The organism is Bacillus sanguinis (assembly GCF_018332475.1).
GTDB lineage: Bacteria > Bacillota > Bacilli > Bacillales > Bacillaceae_G > Bacillus_A > Bacillus_A sanguinis.
This window is the reverse complement of sequence record NZ_BOQB01000042.1, coordinates 1-23,824: the sequence shown is the minus strand read 5'-3', so window position 1 is coordinate 23,824 and position 23,824 is coordinate 1. Positions and strand designations below refer to the sequence as shown.

Here is a 23,824-nt window from a genome sequence, read left to right as displayed (position 1 = left end):
TTTTTATTATTTTTCATACTATTGAAAAACGAAAAAAAGAAGCGTATTATATTTGTCGTTAATTTGATTCCCTTCATTAACTCGCTTAAACACAAAAAAGGAACCCCATTAGGCCCCTTTCATCATAGCTCTATGTTTTTCGAAGCATGTTCTCTTTGCTTCTCTTCCTCTTTCACTAATTGCATATTCGCATAAGCTAAATTTGCAATCATTAAAAAGTGACCACCTAAAATGCCTGTACCGAATGCCCACATTTCCATTTCATGCTCAATTTCATACATGATAATAGCTCCTAAAATGGCTGCAGCGAATCGGTTTAAAACTCCTAATCCCGGAGCCTTTTCTTTCATTACGATACTTTTTCCGAGTTTCTCCACTCTGCGAGCTAATAACCAAAGACAATATGCACTTACAGCTAATCCGATACCAAATCCTGTTACTTGTTTTCCAAACGGAGTAATCGTCCACATAAGTAGTAAACCACTAAAGATCGCATACAATTGTAATCGATATACACGTAAGGCTACTTGAATCAAAATATCCGCTCCTAATTTCGCATTTTTTATACTTTAGAAGAAAAGCAGCAACTTACACAGTTGCTGCTTTCTCTTCTTCTTGCTCTTGTTCCATTTTACGAATTTCAACACGTTTAATTTGGTAAGCGTCTTTTTCTAACACTTTAAATTCATAACCTTCCGCCTCAACGTGTTGTCCTTCTTCAATTTCATGATTTTGCATCATAATCCAGCCACCGATTGTATCCACATCGTCTTCTTCAATGTGTAATCCAAACAAATCTTTTACTTCTGAAATAAGCACTTTTCCATCAACGATTTTATGGTGCTCATTCACATGCTGAATTGGTGGTGCTTCATCTTCATCATATTCGTCACGAATTTCGCCGACGATTTCCTCCAAGATGTCTTCAAGTGTTACAATCCCAGCTGTTCCTCCGTACTCATCATATAAAACAGCCATCGGAATTCGCTTCTTCTGCATTTGAAGTAATAAATCGTGAATTGGAGTCGTTTCCATCACTTCAATAATCGGACGCATATACGAACGAATGGATGATAAATCTTTTTGATCCTCGGTCATATATCGAATAAAGAAATCTTTTACGTTGACCATACCGATAATATCATCTTTATCTTCTCCAAAAATCGGATAACGTGTGTATCGCTCATTTTGGATTACTTTCATATGTTCTTCTACTGAATCTTCCAGGTAGAAACCAACGATTTCTGTTCGCGGTACCATAATCTCTTTTGCAATACGATTATCAAATTCAAAAATGTTATTTACATACTTGTATTCAGCTTGATTAATTTCGCCACTTTCATAGCTATCTGAAAGGATAAGGCGTAATTCTTCCTCTGTATGAGCCACTTCATGTTCTGAAGCTGGTTTTAAACCGAATAAACCAGTTATCACACGAGCTGAACCGTTCAATACCCAAATAAATGGATACATCACTTTATAGAACATCATTAGTGGAGCTGCCAATAATAACGTTACCCTTTCAGCCTTTTGAATTGCCATCGTTTTCGGAGCTAATTCCCCTACTACAACGTGTAAATACGTCATAATCATAAAAGCAAGACCAAATGTTAATACTGATGAAATAGAAGGATTTAAGTTCCATTTCTCAAATAACGGGTGTAATAACTTTTCGATTGTAGGTTCACCTAACCAACCTAATCCCATAGCTGTAACTGTAATACCTAATTGACAAGCAGATAAATATTCATCTAAATTTGTTGTTACCTTTTTCGCTGCTAAAGCACCGCGTTTTCCTTCTGCAACAAGCTGATCGATACGACTTGAACGTACTTTTACAATCGCAAACTCAGCTGCTACGAAAAATCCAGTAAATGCGATTAAAATCGCAACCATGACTAAATTAAATATTTCCAATGAATCCCCTTAGTTTAAAAAACTAAGGTGTCCACCTCCTGTATACTATAATGTTTTCTTATTTGTTCATTAGAAAACATAGCCCGATACAAAAATTAAAGAGGTCGGATTTCACTTTTTTCTATAATAATAGAGCAAGTGTCTGTATTAAAGCTGTCGTTTGACCAGATAAAGATTTCGATATTTTTTCACGTTGTGAATCAGTCAATCCATCTAAAAGCGGCTTTAACTCCGTTAACTCTGCTTCTAATCGATGAATGTGGTCTGTCACTTCATTCACTTGTTTCGAAACGTGTTCATTGATACCGAGCAGCTTCTTCTTCTCCTCGATTTTCTCTTTAATCTCACAAAGCGGCATATGCATTTCTTTGCACTTCTCAATAAATTGTAATGTCTCAAATGCTGTTTCGTCGTAATAGCGATAATTAGATTGAGATCGCTCCGCTTTTAAGATTCCTAGATTCGTATAATAATCAATCGTTCGTTTCGACACGTGAGCCATGAGAGCCAACTGTCCGATTCGATACACCTTCCCAACGATCTTCCCCCCTTGTTTATATTACTACCATCATACAATACATAAACTGTACAGTCAAACGTGACGGTTTATTGTTCATAATTTATACAAAATTCCAAGATCCGTCCTATTATTATTCCATACAAGTAATCTACACTTATACAATATAGTTACTAAACTATTACTTAATCATTATATTGTCTGCATCTGTTAACCTTTCTTATTTAAAAACATATTCTACTAATAATGATTGCTTGTATAGGAGATGGTTAACATGAGAAAGACACTCATTTCTCATTTTTATAATGAAGAATACTTACTTCCATGGTGGCTTATGCATCACACAAAAATATTCGATCACGGTATTTTAATTAATAGAGGTTCTACAGATCGTTCAGTTGAAACTTGCAAATTATTTGCTCCCCACTGGGAAGTACGAGATTCAAGATTCCTTGAATTCGATCCCACTAATACTGACATTGAAGTAATGGAAATAGAAAGAGAAGTTTCAGGTTGGAAGATGGTATTAAATACTACAGAATTTCTTTGTTGTAATAATGTAGAAGAATTTTTCTCATCACTTCATACGTTAGGCCAAAATATGTATGCGATTAGAATGATTGTTATGATTGATAAGCATGATTACAATTATTCAAAACTAAGATACTCCATTCCTTTAGTAGAACAACGATATCACGGGCTCTTTCCTTATAAACCAGAAATCGGCTGTGCCTGGAGATTTATACACAACCATCTTGATGGCGCATATTTACCAGGTAGACATTTTACGCGGCACCAACCTATCGTTTATAACTCCCCTTCATTCATTTTTAAATTTTATTTTAGCCCTTGGAACGAACATACAAAGGCAAGAAAATTACAAATTACACCCACCCTCTCAAAAAAGGGCGTTCGATTGGGACTTCAAAAACAATATGGTCGGTCCTCTGAAGAACTCGAAGCTCGATTTTTAACGTTAACTAATGCAACACAGGATCTACGTAATCACCCTGAGTATCAACAATTATTCCCTAAATTCAAACCTTAATAGTTCTCATCCTATCATGCTTCACATATTTTTATGCACTAAGTCAAAAACAAAACCATTTGCATACAATATGAATACTGTATATATATTTTTTTTATTTTAGGAGGAAAATATGAAAGCTGTTATTCTTGCTGGTGGATATGGGACAAGGATTGGGGAAGAAACACATTTAAAACCGAAACCTATGATTGAGATTGGAACAAAACCTATTCTATGGCACATTATGAGTTTGTATAGCTATTACGGTATTACTGAATTTATTATTTGCTTAGGGTATAAAGGATATGCGATTAAAGAGTTCTTTTTAAATTACAACTTACACATGTCTGACTTCACGATACATTTAAGCGATAATACAATTACTAGCCATTCACAACCTATAGAACCGTGGAAAGTTACACTGATTGATACCGGTCTAAATACCGAAACGGGTGGACGAGTGAAAAAAATTCAAAAATATGTCGGAGACGAACCTTTCTGTCTCACTTACGGTGATGGATTAAGTAATGTAAATATAAAAGAACTTATTGCATTTCATAAAAAACACGGAAAAATGGCAACAGTTACCGCCGTACAACCTCCTGGTAGATTCGGTTCTCTCATATTAGATAAACAGTCTGTAACATCCTTTCAAGAGAAGCCAATCGGGGATGGCGGATGGGTTAACGGTGGATTTTTCGTTTTAAATCCTGAAGTTTTCAATTACATTAGTGGAGATAAGTCTGTTTTTGAAACAGACACATTAGTTCAGTTAGTAAACAAAAGTGAACTAGCAGCATTTCAACATACTGGTTTTTGGCATCCGATGGATACATTGCGCGATAAAAATAAATTAGTCGAACTTTGGGAAAATAATAACGCTCCGTGGAAGGTTTGGTAATATGGCTTCATCATCTTTTTGGAATAAGAAAAAAGTATTTATTACGGGACATACTGGCTTTAAAGGCTCATGGCTAACCCTTTTCTTAACTTCTTTAGGTGCAGAAGTAGTTGGCTATTCTTCTCATCCCCCTTCCACCCCTAGCCTTTTTGAACAAGGTAACGTAGCAAAAGAGTGCACATCAATTCATGGCGACATTACAGATTACGATTCTTTATTCCATGCCCTAAAGCAACATACCCCTGACATACTATTTCATTTAGCAGCCCAGCCAATCGTCACCACTTCATACAAAAATCCTATCGAAACATTTAAAACGAATGTTTTAGGTACTGTTCACGTATTAGAAGCGGCAAAACATATAGAAAGTATACGTGGCATCATTAACGTTACAAGTGATAAATGTTATGAAAATGACGGGAGCGGTAACCGGGCATTCGTGGAAAGTGACCGGCTAGGCGGTTTCGATCCTTATAGCGCTAGCAAAGCTTGCGCTGAACTAGTTGCAACATCCTATCAAAAATCATTCTTCCGCACTAATACTCAGAAACTCGCCTCGGTTAGAGCAGGTAACGTTATCGGCGGTGGTGATTGGGCAAAAGACCGATTATTCCCAGATGTCATTCGTGCATATTCACAAGATGCTACGTTAAATATTAGAAACAAACACGCTATTCGCCCGTGGCAACACGTATTAGATCCTATACATGGTTATATTCTTTTAACTGAAAAACTTTGGCAAGATGCCGAATATGCAGAGGCGTGGAATTTCGGTCCAATAAATGAATCTAACAGAACAGTTTATGATGTCATTCAATCTATAATAAAATTATGGAATGAACCACTAACAATCATATCTCCTCATACAAATCCCCCTTATGAATCGCCAATTTTAACACTTGATAGTACAAAAGCAGTAAATAAACTCGGTTGGACTCCTAAGTTATCAACAGATCATTCTATCGCTTGGACGATTGATTGGTACAAAAAATATGCATCTGGTGAAAATATGGAATCTTTCACGCGACAACAAATCGATGCATTCAAAAATTTATAAGGGGGCTATAAAATGGAACAGAAAAAATGCCGTTTTTGCCACTCATTACTAACAAATACTTTCTTAGATTTAGGTGTTTCCCCTCTCGCTAACTCATTTGTAGATCCAGAACACTCATATAAAATGGAACCATTTTATCCGCTGCACACATTTGTTTGTCACTCTTGTTTACTCGTACAATTAGATGAATTTGAATCTCCGTACAATATTTTTCATGACTATTTATACTTCAGCTCATACTCATCCAGCTGGCTACTGCATGCTAAACAATATGTAGAAATGGCGATTAAGCGCTTCCATTTAAAGAAATACTCAAAGGTGGTGGAAATCGCGAGTAACGACGGGTACTTATTACAATACTTTCAAAAAGAAAATATTGAAACGTTAGGAATTGAACCAGCAAAAAATGTAGCAGAAATCGCTATCGAAAAAGGAATTCCTACTGAGGTGAATTTTTTCAGCAATGACTTAGCAAAAAAATTACCGCAAGCAGATTTAATCATCGCAAATAACGTATTAGCGCACGTTCCAAACTTACATGATTTTGTTGCTGGTTTAAAAACGTTATTAAAACAAGATGGCACGATAACAATTGAATTCCCGCACTTATTAAACCTAATATCCCTTAAACAGTTTGATACGATCTACCATGAGCACTTCTCCTATTTCTCACTTATAAGTCTTCAAAAAGTTTTAGCTCATCATCATTTACAAATTGTCGATGTAGAAGAACTTTCAACACACGGTGGGTCATTGCGTATTTTTATAAACCATCATAATGACTCATCCACTATCCATTCCAATGTTACAGACTTAATCCAAAAAGAAGTAGATCACGGGCTAAATACATTAGATTGCTATCTACTTTTTTCTAAACGCATCGAACAATTGAAAATAAATATTTTACAGTTTTTTATCGAAGCAAAATCTTTAAACAAACAAATTATCGGTTACGGTGCGCCAGCAAAAGGAAACACCCTTTTAAATTATTGCGGGATAGGAAAAGAGTTTCTAGCTTATACAGTAGATAAAAACCCTCACAAACAAAATCTCCTTCTACCAGGAACCCGCATTCCAATAAAATCTCCAGAAGAAATAAAACGTACAAAACCTGATTACATTCTTATACTTCCTTGGAATTTGAAAGATGAAATTATGAAAGAATGCTCTTTCATTCGTGAATGGGGCGGCAAATTTTTAGTAACGATTCCGGAAATTGAGGTAATTGAGCCATGAAAAAAATTCTTGTAACAGGCGGTAGCGGATGGATTGGTAAATATGTTGTACATTCTCTTATTCAAAAGGGCTATGAAGTGCATGCCACTTACAATACAAATAAGCCTTCCCACCTTTCTTGCTATTGGCATAAAGTAAACTTACTTTGCGATGAAGAAGTAAAAAAACTCATTTACGAAATGAAGCCTAGTCATCTCATTCATTTAGCTTGGGAAGCAGTGCCACCAGCGTGTTATGTATCTATTAATAATTACTATTGGCTTACATCTAGCATCTCGTTGATTCAACACTTCACAACTTGCGGCGGAAAGCGAGTCGTCGTTGCCGGTACTGGTGTAGAATATGAATGGTTTAACGGCGTACTATTTGAAGATTCATCGCTGCTTTCCTATAAAACCCCGTACTCCTTATGTAAAAACGCACTACACTCCTGGCTACAAACATATGCAGAACAAACAGGCCTCAGCATGTGTTGGGGCCGCATTTTTCATATGTATGGCCCTCACGAACAAGGGAATCGGCTCGTTTCTAACATTATCACTTCCTTATTAAAAAATGAGGAAGCACTATGTACACATGGAAAACAATCAAGAGATTTCCTCCATGTGAGCGACGTCGCTGATGCTCTCGTAACAATATTGGAACAGGGCGTTACAGGCACAATCAATATCGCTTCTGGTCAATCTGTACAAATTAAAGAATTAGCTTCTATCATCGCTAAAAAGATAGGAAAAGAACATTTAATTAAACTAGGTGCAATCCCTTTCTCTAAAGATGAACCTTTATTTGTCGGCGTTCATGTAGAACGTTTAAAAACTGAAGTAAAGTGGAAACCAACATACGATTTAAATACAGGAACCCAAGAAACAATTTTATGGTGGGAATCATTTATACAAAAACATAACGATATGCATCACTAAAACGTAAATCCTTCGTTCCTCTCGCTAAATCCTTATACCATTCCTCTAATCTTTCCGGCGTAATAATATGATGCGTACCCATTCCCCCATGCTTACTAGCTTCAGAAAGAGTCGGACCAATTTGTAACTTTCTCTTTCTCATCGCATCGTTCCACGGGCTAAATCCAAACCATAATATACAAGCAAGAGGCGGATAAATCATAGATTCATGCGCGGATAAATGTCTTCCAACCGTATAACTACCGTGTTCATGATTATGAACAAATCTACCTCTTCTCCATAACGGCCAATCTTCTGGTAAATAACCGTGAAATCGCTGTTTCATTAAAGGTATTCCAAAGTTAAGGTCCGGATAATTATAGTTAAGATCATCGACCATAATAAGCCCTTCCAGCCAATACATCCTCTCTCCCAATTCATTCAGTGATTTCCAAAACTGATTTTTATCTTGCATACAAAGAAACTCGGTCGTATTTAAAATCATTTTCCATCCCTTTACTTCTTGTTCTACCCTCATCACTTCATGATCTGTCGCATATGCATCAAACTCTGGATTTGTAGAATCTCGTACTTCCCAATGCGGGGCGAATTTTTTACAAATCTCAACCGAACGATCTGTTGAACCTTTATTAATTAAAATGCCATGATCAAACAGTTTCGTATGATGAGCAAGCCACCACGGTAATAAATACTCTTCGTTATAAAAATGAGAAATAACGGTTGTAGTTATAACAATCTCCTCCTCGTTCTCTATTAATCTACTTTTTCATCCTACTTTTACTATACTTATCAGTTATGTAATTGGTTTCTTTTATTTTAAAAATATGTGTTTCTACCTTATACTATTCGTTCTTAGACAACCACCATTTCCATTTTCTAAAGAAACATCCCAATAAACTGAAAATTAAGTTATAATATCATTATAAAATATGAAGGAGGAATGCACGCATGTACTACAACACTTCATTCGAAAACGATCAACCAGTAGGCCGTCTATAAACTAAGACGGGCATTCATATAACACATAACACTATGCCTCGTCTTAGGGAACTCATAATACCCTAAAAATAGACGGAGGTACTTTACATGAAACAAACAATTTTAGGAGCTATATGTTTATCACTAGCAGCTAGTATATGGGGCGGTATGTACGTTGTTAGCAAATATGTACTCGACTTTATCCCCCCACTGACACTCGTTTGGCTACGCTTTATCATTGCTTTCGCTGTTTTATATGGCATTTTGAAAATAGCTGAGAAAAAACAAAAGAAAAAAGTAACCATTCACAAAAAAGATTGGATATTATTCGCTTGGATTGGATTTATCGGATATTTCATTTCGATCACTTGTCAATTTATCGGAACAAAATTATCTGACGCACATACAGGCTCTTTAGTAACATCAGCTACACCTGCATTTATGGTTATATTTGCAGCGATCATTTTAAAAGAAAAACTAACCGCTCGTAGATTGTTATCTACTATCATAGCGACAATCGGTGTCATAATCGTAATCGGATGGGATATTGAAATCGGCTCCTATTTTATCGGTACAATCATATTAGTTGGGGCAGCTATTACGTGGGCTTTACTATCTATTTATGTGAAAATTGCTTCAGCCAAATTTTCATCTTTAGTGATTACAACGTACGCTATATTCTTTTCACTCTTTTTTATTACACCTTTTATGGTATGGGAATTTCAATCAAACCCAATTGAACATATGAATATGTACGTACTATTAGGCGTACTGTATTTAGGAATCGTCTCAACAGCAGGTGCCTTTTTCCTTTGGAATAAAGGGCTAGAATTAATGGATGCAAGCATCGGCTCATTATTTTTCTTCTTCCAACCTATCGTTGGTTCATTGCTTGGTTGGCTCTTATTAAATGAGACATTAAATAGTAACTTTTTTATTGGTGGCATCCTTATTATATGTAGTGTTTTCATTACTACTTTTGAAAAGAAATGAAAAGCAGGCAGAGATTCTTAATCTCTGCCTGTTCGTATACACTCTTTACGCACTCCAATGCGATGGACGAGACAATAATTTCGGTAATTTCGTATGTTTGTCCCCTCTCGCCGCATTAACTTGAACTTGCGTTAGGAAAATACTATTTGTAAAATCAGTCCCGCGAATATCTGCATCTCGTAAATCTGCTCCGATGAGATCTGCCCCTCGTAAGTCTGCTCCATTTAAGTTTGCCGCAATTAAATATGCTCCTCTTAAATTTGCACCTTGTAAATCTTTCTTTTTCAGATTTGCTCCCATAAGGTCTGCGCCGCGGTGTATGATTCGTTTCTTACGCGCAGTATTCATTTCCTTCCATACTAATTCGCTCGTTTCTAAAAGAAGAATGTTCACCTCTGCCCTATGCATTGGAACATTTATTTTCATTAACTCATCTGGACTTAAATTCGCAAGTCGCTCTGTCTCCTCAATTGCGGTCTCCAGCTCTTTATAAATTGGCTGCGTCGCCTTCAATAAAATAGCCTCATTCAAATACCAAAGCATTTCATGAAGCTGATGCATAACTGGAAAAGCATCGTACATTTTTCTCGCATGCTTAGCATCTTTCCGCCAATCAATCCCGTTAAATGTAACCTGAGAAATTTTCTGTCCAGCGCCAAAACATTCAAATACTGTACAACCTTTATAACCTTTTCCTCTAAGATCTTTATGTATGCTACATTTATAATCTGACTGTAAATTAGAACATGGTTTACCACCATCTTTATTCACCGCAAAATCTACTGATGCTGCGAACGGCAACGCCACGCAACATAGACCGAAGCATTTTTCACAGTTTGCTTTTAAATGATCGTTATGATTAGTCAAAATGTATACCCCCTGTTGTCTTTTGACTATTTCATAATATTCTAACTGCATGAAATAATCAATTTAAAAATAAACGAGCATCTTTCATTTCAAATCACAACTTTATCATCCGATTTCCTTTCAATTGAAAAAGACAGTTTCTACCCAATGAATTATAATTAAATTATAAAAATTCAAACTAAAAGGAGAATTACTATGGCACTACAAATGAAAACAAACTGTCAAATTTGCGATCAATGGCTCGAGCAAGATTCTGAAGCTTACATTTGCGTGTATGAATGTACATTTTGCGCACCATGTACAGAAGAAAGACATAACGTTTGTCCAAACTGCGGCGGCGAGTTAGTACGCAGACCGAAAAAGAAACAGTAAAAGGCAAAGCGATATCGCTTTGCTTTTTACTGTTTTTGAGGGATATAAAAATTCTACCGTTTACAAATTAAACATTTAAAAACTTCACACAAACAGGCTCTGGCACAACAACATCAGATTGAATAAGCGTTAGCTTACCTGTAGATTCACTTCTTGAAAATAGCACAATATTATGTGACTTTTCATTTGTAGCAATAAGAAACTTTTCAGTAGGGTCTAATACAAAGTCTCTTGGCCAATTTCCTTCTGTAGATGTATGTGCAACATATGTAAGCTTGCCTGAATTTTCATCTACGCTGAAAACAGCAATACTATTATGACCACGATTACCTGCATATACAAAACTGCCGTCAGAAGAAATATGAATCGCACTTCCTTGATTATTTTCATCAAATGCTTCTGGAACGGTAGAAATATACTGTAATTCTGTAAATGTTCCTTCTGCTGGATTATATGTTAACACAATAACCTCTGAACTAAGCTCTGTCATCACATACGCATATTTTCCATTCGGATGAAATGTAATATGCCTCGGACCACTTCCTGGATTTACAGACAAGCTATTCACTTCTTGTAATGCACTATCTTGTATTTCATACGTAATTATTTTATCTATTCCTAAATCAACACCCACTACATATTTTTCATCAGGAGTATATCCCGCATAATGTGCATGTGGTTTTTCTTGTCTTTCTTTATTCGGACCTGAACCTTCATGTGCCATAATAGATGCCGCAGGATTTACAGTTCCATCTTCTTCATTAACTATAAAAGACTCAATCGTTCCTTTATGATAATTTGCTGTAACTACCGTATGATTTCCACTATCAACACTCACATGACAAGGAGAAGCCCCTTCTACTACTTGTCTGTTTTCTTCTGTTAGCTCTCCAGTTTTACTATTAATTGAATAAGCAGCTACACCACCAGATTCGCCTTCCTTAACAACAGAGTAGAGATATTCATTATTTCGATTAATCGTTACATATGTAGGGTTATCCAACTTGGCTGCAAGTGTTACATTACTAATTTTCTTCGCTTCCGTGTCTAACGTAAACTTATATATTCCTTCACTATTTTCTTTCGTGTAAGTTCCAACATATCCAATAAACGCTTTGTTATCCTTCATTTTCATAACCCTCTCTCCCTATATTTTTCGTTCATCATACTTCTTAAAATATTTTATGTTGAAAGAGTATCCTAAAAAATTGGAGTACCTCTTTATACGTTACCATATTTCTCTGCTAAATAGCCTTTAAACCCACTTTTTTTGATAAGCTGCTATACTTTCATATTCTTCTTCCAATTGACGGGACAGACGAATATAGATTGGTGTTAAATCTTTATACTTTTCCACACTTTCCATGTTTGGTTCATGATGGAAATTCGCACCTACCATTTCAGAAACTACATGTAACGTATCTACTTCACCTAAACTATATAAACCAAGGATTGCAGCTCCTAAGCAAGAGCTTTCGAAACTTTCCGGAACATATACGTCTTGATGAAAAATATCTGCCATCATCTGTCTCCAAAGTTCCGATCTTGCAAAACCGCCTGTCGCTTGAATTTTTTTCGGTTCGCCAATGAGTTCTTTTAAAGCGAGAAGAACGGTATACAAGTTATAAATTACCCCTTCTAAAACAGCACGGATAAGATGTTCTTTCTTATGGTGCAATCCAAGTCCAAAGAAAGATCCTCGCGCATTTGCATTCCATAAAGGAGCTCTTTCCCCCGCTAAATATGGATGAAATAATAAACCGTCAGATCCCGGATTCACTTTTGCTGCTATTTCCGTAAGCACTTCATATGGATCTTTTCCTAAACGCTTCGCAAGTTCAATCTCTGAAGCGCCTAATTGATCGCGAGCCCATCTGAAAATCATACCACCGTTATTAACTGGACCACCGATTACCCAATGGTCTTCAGTTAGGGCGTAACAAAAAATTCTACCTTTTGGATCTGTTACAGGACGATTTGTTACAGCACGTATCGCACCACTTGTACCAATTGTAACAGCCACAACACCAGGATCTATTGCATTTACACCTAAATTTGATAGTACGCCATCACTCGCTCCTACTATAAAAGGAGTAGAAACAAGTACATTCATCTCTTTTGCAAGTTCTTCATCTAATCCTATTAAGCTGTGCGTCGTTGGAACAAGTTTAGAAAGCTTTTCATCTGTAATTCCTGCAACATGTAAAGCCTCTTCATCCCATTTTAAAGATTTCAAATTAAACATTCCTGTTGCTGATGCTATTGAATAATCAATTACATATTCCTTATATAACTTATAAAAAACATATTCTTTGATTGAAATAAATTTATAACTTTTTGCAAACAATTCTGCCTGCTCATTCTGTAGCCAAACTAATTTCGAAAGTGGTGACATAGGATGAATTGGTGTGCCAGTGCGAAGATAAATTTCATGACCATTCATATCATGCTTTATTTTCTCAGCCCAGCTCGCGCTTCTATTATCTGCCCAAGTAATACATCTCGTTAACGGATTCCCAGCTTCATCTACAGCAATGATACTATGCATTGCCGAACTAAAAGAGACACAAAGAATATCATTCGGCTGTACACTACTTACTCGTACAGTTTCTTTAATTGTATTTATTACTGCATGAAAAATTTCTTCTGGGTCTTGTTCTGCTGTTTCCGGCGTTGGAGAATATAAAGGATATTCAATTCCATGACTTGCAATAACAGATCCATCAGTAGAAAATAGAACTGATTTTGTACTAGTTGTCCCAATATCTACACCAATCATATATTTTGAGCTCACCATTTCTTCCTCCTAACAAAAAATCACTGCAGCTATCTTTGTAAATCCAAATAAAAACATCCTTATTTTAAATAAACATATCGAGTAGTAAAACTCCTCCAAAAGCGATAAATGAAAGTAATGTTTCTAATACTGTCCATGTTTTAAATGTTTCTTTCACTGTTAAACCTAGGTATTCTTTTACCATCCAAAAACCAGCATCGTTTACATGTGAAAACATTAATGCTCCTGCACCTGTTGCAATGACGAGCAACTCTAAATTCACACCTGTCGTATTTTCAACGATTGGAGAGACGATGCCCGCTGCTGTTGTTAAAGCGACTGTCGCTGATCCTGTCGCAATTCGAATTAATCCAGCTACCATAAATGCTAATGCAATTGGAGATAGAGCTAAATGCTCAGACATTTGAGCAATAGCATTACCTACGCCACTATCGATAAGAATTTGCTTAAATCCACCGCCAGCACCAATAATTGCAACGATAGAACCGATTGGTAATAAGCTATCTTCTGTTACCTTCTTAATCGCCTTTTTATCGATACCTTGACGAAATCCAAGAAAATAGAACGCTGCAAAACATGCAATCAAAAGCGCAATGATAGGACTACCGATTAATGTGACAACCTTCATCAAAGTAGTAGAAAGTGGAACATAAGGAGCTGCTGCTGCTAAAACCATTAACATAACCGGTAACAATATAACTAAAAAAGAAACTCCTATTCCTGGTAATTTCGTTGATTTTGTATTTACACGAATCAATTCTGGCTCATTTTCAGGAATTACACGTTTGTGAATCCATTTAGCGAATATAGGCCCTGCAATAATCGCTGCAAAAAATGTAATAATGAGTGAATACAATAATACCTTCCCAAGGTTCGCTTTATAAATACCAATTGCAACGATTGCCCCTGGATGCGGAGGAACAAGACCGTGTACGACAGATAACCCAGCAATTGCTGGTAACGCAATCAATAGAATATTTTGTTTCGTTGTTTTATGAATAGAAATTACCAACGGCAATAATATTAAAATACCTACTTCAAAAAACACTGGAATTCCAATAATAAAACCTGCAATTAACATCGCCCATGGTAAGTTTTTTATTCCAAAAGATTTAATAAAAAACTCCGCCACCTGCATTCCAGCACCTGACTCTGCCATCATTTTCCCTAATATTGTACCTAATACTAAAATACCTACTAAATGCCCAAGAACACTTCCGACTCCTGTTTCATAAGCACTCACTATTTTATCCATTGGCATTCCAGACATAATTGCTAAAAACAAACTTGCAATCGTTAAACTAATAAACGCATGCCATCTCCACCACGATACTCCTAAAATAACAATTACAATTGATAATAATGTAATCATTAAAAGGTACATATTCATACTCAGTTTCACCCCTTTATGTAAACCCTTTCAAAATTACTGTAAAATTAAGAGAACTTATATAGTTCTTTCTGGAGTAAGAGATATTTTCACATAATAATGATTTATATAAAAAGAATCTCCCTTATCAGAGATACACGTTAACTACTCTCTCTAATAAGGGGATTTCTCTTTAATAATTATAATGTTATTGTGATACATGCTTCATACGAGCATATTTTCCTTCTTCAAAAGTGAATGACACTTTCTTCTCTTGCTGTTTTCACGTAGTAAGACTACAAACTCGGGATCCAGTTTAAACGATGAAGTTACTTAGGATTTGTCCTCTCATGAAAAGCAATTTTCGGAAAGCATCCTTCACTTTCATATATTATAACTTAGGAGCTTTCGCCCAATCCGCAGCAAACTTTTCAATACCTTGATCTGTTAATGGATGCATAGCAAGTTGTTCAATTACTTTATAAGGAATTGTTGCAATGTGTGCACCTGCCATCGCTACACGAGTTACATGATCTGGATGTCTAACAGAAGCCGCAATAATTTGTGTATCTAATTGATGAACATCGAATAATTCAGCAATTTTAGCAACTAATAATACACCATCTTCAGAAATATCATCTAAACGTCCTAAAAATGGAGAAACGTACGTTGCACCTGCTCGAGCAGCTAAAAGAGCTTGGTTCACAGTGAAAATAAGTGTAACATTCGTTTTCACACCTTTTTCAGTAAGATAGCGACAAGCTTCTAATCCTGCTAGTGTCATCGGAAGTTTTATTGTAACTTTTTCATCGCCACCGTTAATTTTAATCAGCTCTTCTGCTTGAGCAATCATTTCTTCAGCTGTAACAGCATCTGGCGTTACTTCTGCTGAAACAGATTCAACGTTAGGTACTGCCTGGCAAATTTCCGCAATACGGTCTTCAAACTTAATGCCCTCTTTTGCTACTAAAGACGGGTTCGTTGTAACACCAGCTAAAACTCCAAGTTTATATGCTTTTTTTATGTCCTCAAGATTTGCAGTATCAATAAAAAACTTCATGATCTATTCCCTCCATTTTTTAAACGTCAATGAGTTAAATTTTTAAGATGTTTATTTCTTTTCTACAGCATGTCCGCCAAATTCATTGCGCAGAGCTGCTACTACTTTTCCTGTAAATGTATCATTGTCTAATGAGCGATAGCGCATTAATAACGACATTGCGATAACAGGAGTTGCTGTTTGAAGATCTAATGCTGTTTCTACTGTCCATTTTCCTTCACCAGAAGAATGCATAACACCCTTAATTCCATCCAGTTTTGCATCTTTAGAAAATGCATTTTCTGTTAATTCCATTAACCAAGAACGAATTACTGAACCGTTGTTCCATACTCTTGATACTTTTTCATAATCATAGTCAAATTCACTTTTCTCTAGGATCTCAAATCCTTCACCAATAGCAGCCATCATACCGTATTCAATTCCGTTGTGAACCATTTTTAAGAAGTGACCACTACCAGCTTTTCCAGCATATAAGTATCCATTTTCTACAGCAGTATCACGGAAGATAGGTTCAACGATGTCCCAAGCTTCTTGATCTCCTCCGATCATGTAACAAGCACCATTACGAGCTCCTTCCATTCCGCCAGAAGTTCCTGCATCCATAAAGTGAATGCCATCTTTCTTTAGTTGTTCATATCGGCGAATGGACTCTTTATAATGTGAATTACCCGCTTCAATTAAAATATCTCCTTTTGATAAAAGTGGTGTAACTTCATCAATAACAGAATCAACAACAGCGTGTGGCACCATAACCCAAAGGATTCTTGGTGATTGTAATGATTGAACAAGATCACTTAAACTAGATACACCTGTAGCCCCGTACTCTTTCATTTCTTCCACTGCACTTGCATTTAAATCAAATGCCGCTACTTCATGTTTATGATCCATTAAATTTTTCCCTAAGTTTAATCCCATTTTACCTAAACCAATTAATCCTACTTGCATAATATAATTCCTCCTCAAATCATCTTTTATTAAAAATTCATATCACTACGATTTTGAATCCCTTTCAGCACTGATAAGTTGATATGTCTAGAAAGGTATTCACAGTCATAGCTTAAGAATTCAATACACTTTTTGTAATTTGAACAACATTTTCTGTCGTAAATCCAAATAGATTCATGACTTCAGCTCCAGTTCCTGAAGCTCCAAATGTTTCAATCGATAATATTTTTCCTTCTTGTCCTACATAACGCTCCCATCCAAGAGATACACCCATCTCAAGCGATACTCGTTTCGTTACAGAAGACGGAAGAACGGATTCTTTATATTCTTTCGATTGGCGATCGAATAATTCCCAGCTCGGCATTGCAACGATACGAACAGAGACATTGTCTTCTTCTAGTTTCGCTTTGGCACTAGCAGCTAAAGATACTTCAGAACCTGTCGCAATTAAAATTACATCCGGATTTTCATTCGTTTGTGTTAATACGTAAGCTCCTTTAGAAAGATTCTCTATGTTTGCTTTCGTTTCATGAAACACCGGTAAATTTTGACGGCTAAGTACTAAAACGACTGGACCATCCGTTTGCTGTAACGCATACGCCCACGCACTTGCTGTTTCATTTGCATCTGACGGGCGGATAACTGTTAAACCAGGAATTGCCCGAAGAGCTGCTAAATGTTCAATAGGTTCATGCGTTGGACCATCTTCTCCTACAGCAATCGAATCATGTGTAAATACGTAAGTAACAGGTAACTTTTGCAATGCGGCAAGTCGAATCGATGGACGAAGATAATCGTTAAATACAAAGAATGTACTTACGAACGGTTTTACTCCTCCATGAAGTGCCAGTCCATTCGCTGCCGCGCCCATTGCATGTTCACGTACACCAAAATATATATTGCGGCCAGCATACGATTCTACCGCATACACTGCTTCACCTTTTATATCTGTCATCGTAGAATGAGAAAGATCCGCACTTCCACCGAAAATAGAAGGAATCGATTTCACATAATGGTTAATAGCTTCCCCACTTGCAACACGAGTGGAAATCGTTTTTTCAGTATCAAAGGATAGGATGTCTTTCGCTTCGATTAAAACTTCACCTGTAATCGCTTTTTCTAATTCATCTGCTAGTGTAGGGTTCGACTCTTTGTATACGTTGAATTGCTCATTCCATTCGTTCTCTTTTTCAATACCTTTTTGTTTCAAATCATTAAAATGAGCTGTTACTTCTTCAGGCACAAAAAAGTCTTCTTCATAATGCCAACCATACACTTGTTTTGTCGCTGTCGCTTCTTCTACTCCAAGCGGATTACCATGTGCTTTGTTCGTTCCAGCAACTTTTGGGCTTCCATAACCTATAATGGTTCTAATTTCTATAAGAGTAGGTTGATCCGTATTGTCTTTCGCTGATTGAATAGCTTTTGTAATAGCATCAACATCGTTTCCATCCTCAACTCTTACATATTGCCAATGTGCAGATTCTACCCTTTTCTGAATGTCTTCAGAAAAAGCAATGTTTAATTCACCATCAAGTGAAATTTCATTTGAATCATACATTACAATTAACTTGCCAAGTTTCATATGCCCTGCCATTGACATCGCTTCATACGCGACACCTTCCATTAAATCACCGTCTCCAACTAAAGCGTACGTATTGTGATCTATAATAGAGTGACCATCCTTATTGAACTTCGCTGCTAAATGCGCTTCTGCCATTGCCATTCCGACAGCATTTGCAATCCCTTGTCCTAACGGTCCTGTAGTCGCTTCAACTCCAGAAGTGTGGCCAAACTCAGGATGTCCTGGTGTTTTACTATTTAACTTTCTGAAGCTTTTCAAGTCATTAATTGAAACGTCATATCCAGCTAAATGAAGTAAGCTATATAATAGGCTCGATCCATGTCCCGCTGATAAAACGAATCGATCACGGTTAAACCATTTTGGATGATTAGGATTGTGATTTAAATGATTCGCCCATAATGCATAAGTCATCGGTGCTGCTCCCATCGGAAGACCTGGATGACCTGAATTTGCCGCATTAATAGCATCAATTGATAACGTACGAAGTGTATTCACTGCTAATTGATTTATGTTTTGTGTCATAGTAACCGTCCCCCTAAATACTTTCATGAAAGAAAGTACTTATTTTTCCGTTTCTTGATCTAACCACCATTTAAATCCACTTTCTTGCAATAATTCACGAGACGCATCTGGACCATATGAACCAGACTCATATTCATGAAGTGGTAATACGTTTTCCTCGAATGCTTCAAGAATTGGTTGTACCCATTCCCATGACAATTCAACTTCTCTCCAATGTGCAAAGAATGTAGCGTCTCCACTCACAGCATCATGAATGAGTCTTTCATACGCTTCAGGTACTCCCACATCCGTTTGCTCGCAAGTAAAGTTAATACGCATCGGTTCAATTTCTCCATTTTTCAATGGATTTTTACTATTTAACTGTAATGAAACATTTTCACCTGGGCTAATTTCAATTATTAATAAGTTAGGTTCTGCATTTGGATTATTATCTTGGTATTGCTGTTTTAACGTATTTTTAAATTCGATTACAATACGAGTAGACTTTTCTTTCATTCTTTTACCTGTTCGTATATAGAAGGGAACGTCAGTCCAAAATGGATTATCGATCCACAAGCGAGCAGCAACAAATGTGTCTATGTTAGAAGAAGGATTTACTCCTGGCTCCTCTTTATATGCTACAACTTGCCCGCCATTTATCTCACCTGCACCATATTGTCCGCGAACGATATGGTTTTGAACGTCTTCTTTTTTCACTTTACGAAGCGTCTCCATTACCTTTCGTTTTTCCTCTCGAATTTCACATGCATTAACCTTTTCCGGCAAATTCATAGCAGTCATCATTAATATTTGTAACATATGATTTTGAACCATATCTCGAATGGCTCCTGCCTGATCATAATATCCTGCTCTTTCTTCAACCCCAACTGTTTCACTAGCTGTAATTTGTACATTTGCTATATGTTCTTTATTCCAAATCGACTGGAGAACAGGATTTGCAAATTCTAGTGCTTCAAGATTTTGAATCATCGGTTTACCTAAATAATGATCAATACGGTATATCTCGTCTTCTTCAAACGTGCGACTAAGCTTGTCATTAAGCTCACGAGCAGATGTAAGGTCGTGCCCAAACGGTTTTTCAATCATTAGGCGTTTCCATCCATCCGTTTTATCAAGTCCGCTTTCCTTAATATTTAAAGCAATTGTCTCAAAAAATTCAGGAGCAACGGAAAGATAGAACATTCTATTACCTTTTATATGTAGTTCCTCTTCCCTTTCACGAACGACTTCCAATAATCTCTCATAGTCTTCCGGCTTACCCACATCTAATGGACAATAGCGAAAATTATCTAAAAAACCTTCAAGTTCTGGAGTACCTTCTTCTCGATGACGAGAAAATGTCTCTATTGATTCTTTTATTCTTCCTTGAAAATCTACATGAGATACTTGGCGTCTCCCAAGTCCGATAACGGATATTTGCTTTGGAAGCTTTTGATCTCTATATAAGTTATATAGTGCGGGGTAAATTTTTCGTTTCGCTAAGTCCCCTGTCGCTCCAAATAAAACAAAGGTCATTGATTCCAATTTCAGTCCCCCTCTTGTTGTATAATCCTTGTCAATATTTTAAAAATGAATTGTACAGAAATCCCTGTTTTTATAAAAAACAAAGAGTTAGCAAATCCCAATTCTTTTTATACATTTCGCTTTCTAATTGTCCCCAATATTAATAGTGGCAATTCAAAGCATTTCTACCACAACTTACTTATTTATCGAACTTAACAAACTAATATATATTCAATTACTTTTAGTAATTAAATAACATTACATCTAGTATATTAACTATATAAATTACTATCGTCAATAAAAATGTCTTGAATTGAAGATTTTTTATTTTGTAATAGTTTTTTGTGTATTCCTAGTTACCATTCATGTTCACAGATAGTGATCAATACAATAAATATCAGCTTCATCAAAACCTTTAATTAACTTTGTATTTAACTCGCGAACAGATTTTAAACTATGACCAAAAGGCTTCTCGATAATTAGACGATTCAATCCTTTTGTAGCCCACAATCCACTTTCCTTAATATTTAAAGCAATTACATCAAATACTTCTGGTATAACAGATAGGTAAAACATGCGATTTTTAGGAATGTTTAATTCTGTTTCACGCATCTTTACAAGACGCAACAAATCTTGATAGTCCCCTATATTCGCTGTATCTAATTGACAATAACGAAATGTGCTAATAAATTCTTCTACTCCTGATTTGTCACCAGTAGATATTCTAGAAAATGTAGCAAGGGATTGTTCTACCTTTGTTTGAAATTCCACATCTGACATTACCCTTCTGCCAATACCGATAATCGAAATAGATTGCGGTATATTTTGATTACTAAATAGTTTGTATAAAGCAGGGTATATTTTGCGTTTCGCTAAATCCCCTGTCGCTCCGGATAAAGTGAAACTTTAATCAGCGGGGGTTTTGTTCATCCCCCACTGATTATTAGTTGAACCAATCGGGCTTTTACAGGCAGTTGCCCCCACCTAACTTCTATGATATCGCTGAATTTTGAGGTGGGGGTCTTACTGCCTGTTAATGCGGGGTAAAAGAAATGTCATTGAATCCATTTGTTCTCTCCCTTTTAAAACAATTGCTAGAATAGAATATATAAGCTCATTCGCTACTTAGCACCATACTGTGTCTAAAACCTCATACTTTACCAATATTTCTTCAAAACAATTTTGCCAAGAGCACGTTCTGACTCACTTATGTGGTGTGCTTTTTTTACGCCTTCTACATGTAAAGGCAACACATGCGTTACAACAGGTTTAATCTTCCCGCCCTCAATCAATTCTGTAATAAGAGAAAGTTCATATCCGTTAGGATCAGTAAATATGTGTTCAGCCTGAATATTTTTCTCTATAGATATTTCAGTTTGCGGGACTTCTATCCCTTTTGGACCATAAATAGACGCTAACTTTCCATTTGGTGCAAGTACTTTATAACTATCCTTTAGTACATCCCCGCCTAACACATCAAATACAATATTGTAATTATGCAGATGTAGAGAAAATTCTTCTGTTTTGTAATCAATGACAGTATCAGCGCCTAGATCCTTTACAAACTGTATGTTTTTCGTACTAGTCGTAGTTGCAACATGTGCACCGAAACTTTTCGCTAGCTGAATAGCAAACGTGCCAATCCCGCCAGATCCAGCATGAATTAAAACCTTTTTATCTTTTTGAATATTTGCGAACTTCACTAAACTTTGCCAACTTGTCAAACCTACTAGAGGGATTGATGCTGCTTCTTCAAAAGATAGATTTCTTGGTTTTTTCGCGACATATTTCTCATCTACAGCCACGTACTCTGCATAAGCACCGTTTCGTTCAATATCTGGACGACTATATACTTCATCCCCCACTTTACATGCTGTTACGTTTGGCCCTACAGCAGCAACTACACCTGCAACATCCCATCCTAAAACGAGCGGGAAGTCATAAGAAATCACATCTTGAAGTAAACCTTCACGTATTTTCCAATCTACGGGATTTACACCAGCTGCATATACTTCAATCAGTACATCGCTTTCTCCTAATAAAGGTGTTTTCATTTCGATTTCTTGTAGTACACTTTTATCTCCATATTGCATAAGTCCTATCGCTTTCATTCTTTTCACTCCTTTACAATGCTGGGAAATGAGGTAGTACTTCTTCTCCTAGCTCATCCAATACTTCATTAGCCGGGCGTTGACCATCGAATAGAGCAAGGAATAAATGATTCACACCAATACTTTTATATATATCAAGTAATTCAATTAGTGCCTTACGTCCTGTACGGTAACCTAAACGTATCGGCGTTGGACGTTCATTTGGATCTTCAGATAAGTCTAAATGCATCGGTTGTATAAATGGTTTGAATACATCTGGATGATAATCCTCTACTCGTTCTCTCCATTGTCCAATTGCTGCCGCCTGATGCACCGGACTACGTGGGTAGTACATCCATCCATCACCATGTTCAGCGAACCAGTCCATATTTTGCTGACTAAAACCTGTAATAAAGGTTGGAACACGTTTAGACGGTTTTGGAACTAAATTCGCTCCATTCACTTCTCCTAGTGTCGACTGGATAGACGGGAAGTTTTTATACAAAATCTCTTCCAAGTAAGCAAACGCTTCTCTAAACTTTTCACCTCGTGTTTCATGACTAACACCTAACGCCTTGAAATCGGCACGTCGGTCACCTGATGAAACGCCAAGCATAATTCTTTCTGGAAACAGTTGATCCAATGTCGCAATTTCTTTCGCTACACGCAATGGATGGCGAAGTGACAATACAGTTGCCGATGTTCCAAATGCTATTTTCTCTGTTTTACTTGCTAAATACGTTAAATAAATCATCATATCGTAAATTTGACCTGTTGCAGGATCACCAAAGTCAGGGTCTTGCAGTAAAACATCTCGAAGCCATACGCCTGTAAAACCATATTGTTCCGCTTTTTGCACTAGCTCTACTTGTTTTTCCATCGTTGGAGCATGAAACTGATAATTTTCAATCGGAATGTGAACTCCTAATGTAAGTTGATCTTTCGCAAACATACGATTATATCCAAAATGATTCGCAAATTTCCCCATGTGTTTCACTCACTTTCCTTCATTCATATAAATCTATACTTTTCATATTTCTTCTCAAAATCGATAGGCAATACTGTAACACCACATTATTGCCTACTGTCATCGTTATAACTTTCTTTGTGCTACGAGTGTTATTATAAATCGGTCATTACATGAATAACAGTACGTACTTTAAAGTGA

At 36.5% G+C, this 23,824-nt stretch carries 21 protein-coding genes and 1 pseudogene; 7 read left to right on the top strand and 15 right to left on the bottom strand.

The annotated features are described in order from the left end of the window. Positions 1-122 precede the first annotated feature (122 nt). The 3 genes from KI369_RS06085 to KI369_RS06075 form a co-directional block, all read right to left on the bottom strand. Positions 123-536 carry an ATP synthase subunit I gene (locus tag KI369_RS06085; protein WP_212955390.1) on the bottom strand — a complete coding sequence of 138 codons (414 nt, stop codon included), beginning with the start codon at positions 534-536 and terminating at the stop codon, positions 123-125. A gap of 52 nt (positions 537-588) precedes the next feature. Further along, positions 589-1,917 (bottom strand): hemolysin family protein, encoded by a 1,329-nt coding sequence (locus KI369_RS06080; protein ID WP_212955389.1) that lies wholly within the window; start codon positions 1,915-1,917, stop codon positions 589-591. Between the two features lie 121 nt (positions 1,918-2,038). After that, positions 2,039-2,446 (bottom strand): MerR family transcriptional regulator, encoded by a 408-nt coding sequence (locus tag KI369_RS06075; RefSeq protein ID WP_000285637.1) that lies wholly within the window; start codon positions 2,444-2,446, stop codon positions 2,039-2,041. A 262-nt stretch (positions 2,447-2,708) separates the two neighbouring features. Here KI369_RS06075 and KI369_RS06070 point away from each other — a divergent pair, with 262 nt between their 5' ends. The 5 genes from KI369_RS06070 to KI369_RS06050 all read left to right on the top strand — a co-directional run bounded on the left by KI369_RS06070 (position 2,709) and on the right by KI369_RS06050 (position 7,575). Beyond that, positions 2,709-3,482, top strand: coding sequence for a glycosyltransferase family 2 protein (locus KI369_RS06070; protein ID WP_212955388.1), 774 nt, complete (start codon positions 2,709-2,711; stop codon positions 3,480-3,482). 112 nt (positions 3,483-3,594) lie between these two features. Then, positions 3,595-4,362, top strand: coding sequence for a glucose-1-phosphate cytidylyltransferase (gene rfbF, locus KI369_RS06065; protein WP_212955387.1), 768 nt, complete (start codon positions 3,595-3,597; stop codon positions 4,360-4,362). Between the two features lies 1 nt (position 4,363). Further along, the gene (gene rfbG / locus KI369_RS06060) at positions 4,364-5,419 is read left to right on the top strand and encodes a CDP-glucose 4,6-dehydratase (protein WP_212955386.1); all 1,056 of its coding nucleotides are present in this window, start codon (positions 4,364-4,366) and stop codon (positions 5,417-5,419) included. A 12-nt stretch (positions 5,420-5,431) separates the two neighbouring features. Continuing rightward, a complete protein-coding gene (locus tag KI369_RS06055; protein WP_212955385.1) occupies positions 5,432-6,655 on the top strand; it encodes a class I SAM-dependent methyltransferase in 1,224 nt (407 codons plus the stop codon). Next, on the top strand, positions 6,652-7,575 hold the full coding sequence (locus tag KI369_RS06050; protein WP_212955384.1) for an NAD-dependent epimerase/dehydratase family protein: 924 nt from the start codon (positions 6,652-6,654) through the stop codon (positions 7,573-7,575). Before KI369_RS06055 ends, KI369_RS06050 begins: the two co-directional genes overlap by 4 nt. Here the strand turns inward: KI369_RS06050 and KI369_RS06045 are convergent. Beyond that, positions 7,544-8,329 carry a glycosyltransferase family 2 protein gene (locus KI369_RS06045; RefSeq protein ID WP_212955392.1) on the bottom strand — a complete coding sequence of 262 codons (786 nt, stop codon included), beginning with the start codon at positions 8,327-8,329 and terminating at the stop codon, positions 7,544-7,546. The genes KI369_RS06050 and KI369_RS06045 overlap by 32 nt on opposite strands. A gap of 332 nt (positions 8,330-8,661) precedes the next feature. On the opposite strand from KI369_RS06045, the gene KI369_RS06040 reads away from it, so the two are divergent. Continuing rightward, positions 8,662-9,546 carry a DMT family transporter gene (locus KI369_RS06040; protein ID WP_212955383.1) on the top strand — a complete coding sequence of 295 codons (885 nt, stop codon included), beginning with the start codon at positions 8,662-8,664 and terminating at the stop codon, positions 9,544-9,546. Positions 9,547-9,591: 45 nt separating this feature from the next. Here KI369_RS06040 and KI369_RS06035 read toward each other — a convergent pair whose 3' ends face one another. Continuing rightward, the gene (locus KI369_RS06035; RefSeq protein WP_212955382.1) at positions 9,592-10,413 is read right to left on the bottom strand and encodes a pentapeptide repeat-containing protein; all 822 of its coding nucleotides are present in this window, start codon (positions 10,411-10,413) and stop codon (positions 9,592-9,594) included. A 195-nt stretch (positions 10,414-10,608) separates the two neighbouring features. Here KI369_RS06035 and KI369_RS06030 point away from each other — a divergent pair, with 195 nt between their 5' ends. Beyond that, complete coding sequence (locus KI369_RS06030) at positions 10,609-10,785, top strand: DUF1272 domain-containing protein (protein WP_212955381.1); 177 nt, start codon at positions 10,609-10,611, stop codon at positions 10,783-10,785. 67 nt (positions 10,786-10,852) lie between these two features. Here KI369_RS06030 and KI369_RS06025 read toward each other — a convergent pair whose 3' ends face one another. The 10 genes and pseudogenes from KI369_RS06025 to KI369_RS05980 all read right to left on the bottom strand — a co-directional run bounded on the left by KI369_RS06025 (position 10,853) and on the right by KI369_RS05980 (position 23,644). Further along, positions 10,853-11,914, bottom strand: coding sequence for a lactonase family protein (locus tag KI369_RS06025; RefSeq protein ID WP_438800497.1), 1,062 nt, complete (start codon positions 11,912-11,914; stop codon positions 10,853-10,855). 126 nt (positions 11,915-12,040) lie between these two features. Further along, positions 12,041-13,582 carry a gluconokinase gene (gene gntK, locus KI369_RS06020; protein WP_212955379.1) on the bottom strand — a complete coding sequence of 514 codons (1,542 nt, stop codon included), beginning with the start codon at positions 13,580-13,582 and terminating at the stop codon, positions 12,041-12,043. Between the two features lie 64 nt (positions 13,583-13,646). Next, on the bottom strand, positions 13,647-14,972 hold the full coding sequence (gene gntP, locus KI369_RS06015) for a GntT/GntP/DsdX family permease (protein ID WP_212955378.1): 1,326 nt from the start codon (positions 14,970-14,972) through the stop codon (positions 13,647-13,649). Positions 14,973-15,342: 370 nt separating this feature from the next. Continuing rightward, positions 15,343-16,011: a fructose-6-phosphate aldolase gene (gene fsa, locus KI369_RS06010; RefSeq protein ID WP_212955377.1), complete on the bottom strand. Its 669-nt coding sequence runs from the start codon at positions 16,009-16,011 to the stop codon at positions 15,343-15,345. Positions 16,012-16,062: 51 nt separating this feature from the next. Next, positions 16,063-16,956 (bottom strand): phosphogluconate dehydrogenase (NAD(+)-dependent, decarboxylating), encoded by an 894-nt coding sequence (gnd, locus tag KI369_RS06005; RefSeq protein WP_212955376.1) that lies wholly within the window; start codon positions 16,954-16,956, stop codon positions 16,063-16,065. A 112-nt stretch (positions 16,957-17,068) separates the two neighbouring features. After that, positions 17,069-19,063 (bottom strand): transketolase, encoded by a 1,995-nt coding sequence (tkt, locus tag KI369_RS06000; RefSeq protein ID WP_212955375.1) that lies wholly within the window; start codon positions 19,061-19,063, stop codon positions 17,069-17,071. Between the two features lie 39 nt (positions 19,064-19,102). Then, entirely contained in the window at positions 19,103-20,587 is a 1,485-nt protein-coding gene (zwf, locus tag KI369_RS05995; RefSeq protein ID WP_212955374.1) for a glucose-6-phosphate dehydrogenase, read from the bottom strand. A gap of 348 nt (positions 20,588-20,935) precedes the next feature. Then, positions 20,936-21,472: pseudogene (locus KI369_RS05990) on the bottom strand (glucose-6-phosphate dehydrogenase); the annotation flags it as partial. Between the two features lie 251 nt (positions 21,473-21,723). Then, positions 21,724-22,677, bottom strand: a complete 954-nt coding sequence (locus tag KI369_RS05985) for an NADP-dependent oxidoreductase (RefSeq protein WP_212955373.1) — start codon at positions 22,675-22,677, stop codon at positions 21,724-21,726. A gap of 13 nt (positions 22,678-22,690) precedes the next feature. Next, positions 22,691-23,644, bottom strand: coding sequence for an LLM class oxidoreductase (locus KI369_RS05980; protein ID WP_212955372.1), 954 nt, complete (start codon positions 23,642-23,644; stop codon positions 22,691-22,693). Between the last annotated feature and the right edge of the window lie 180 nt (positions 23,645-23,824).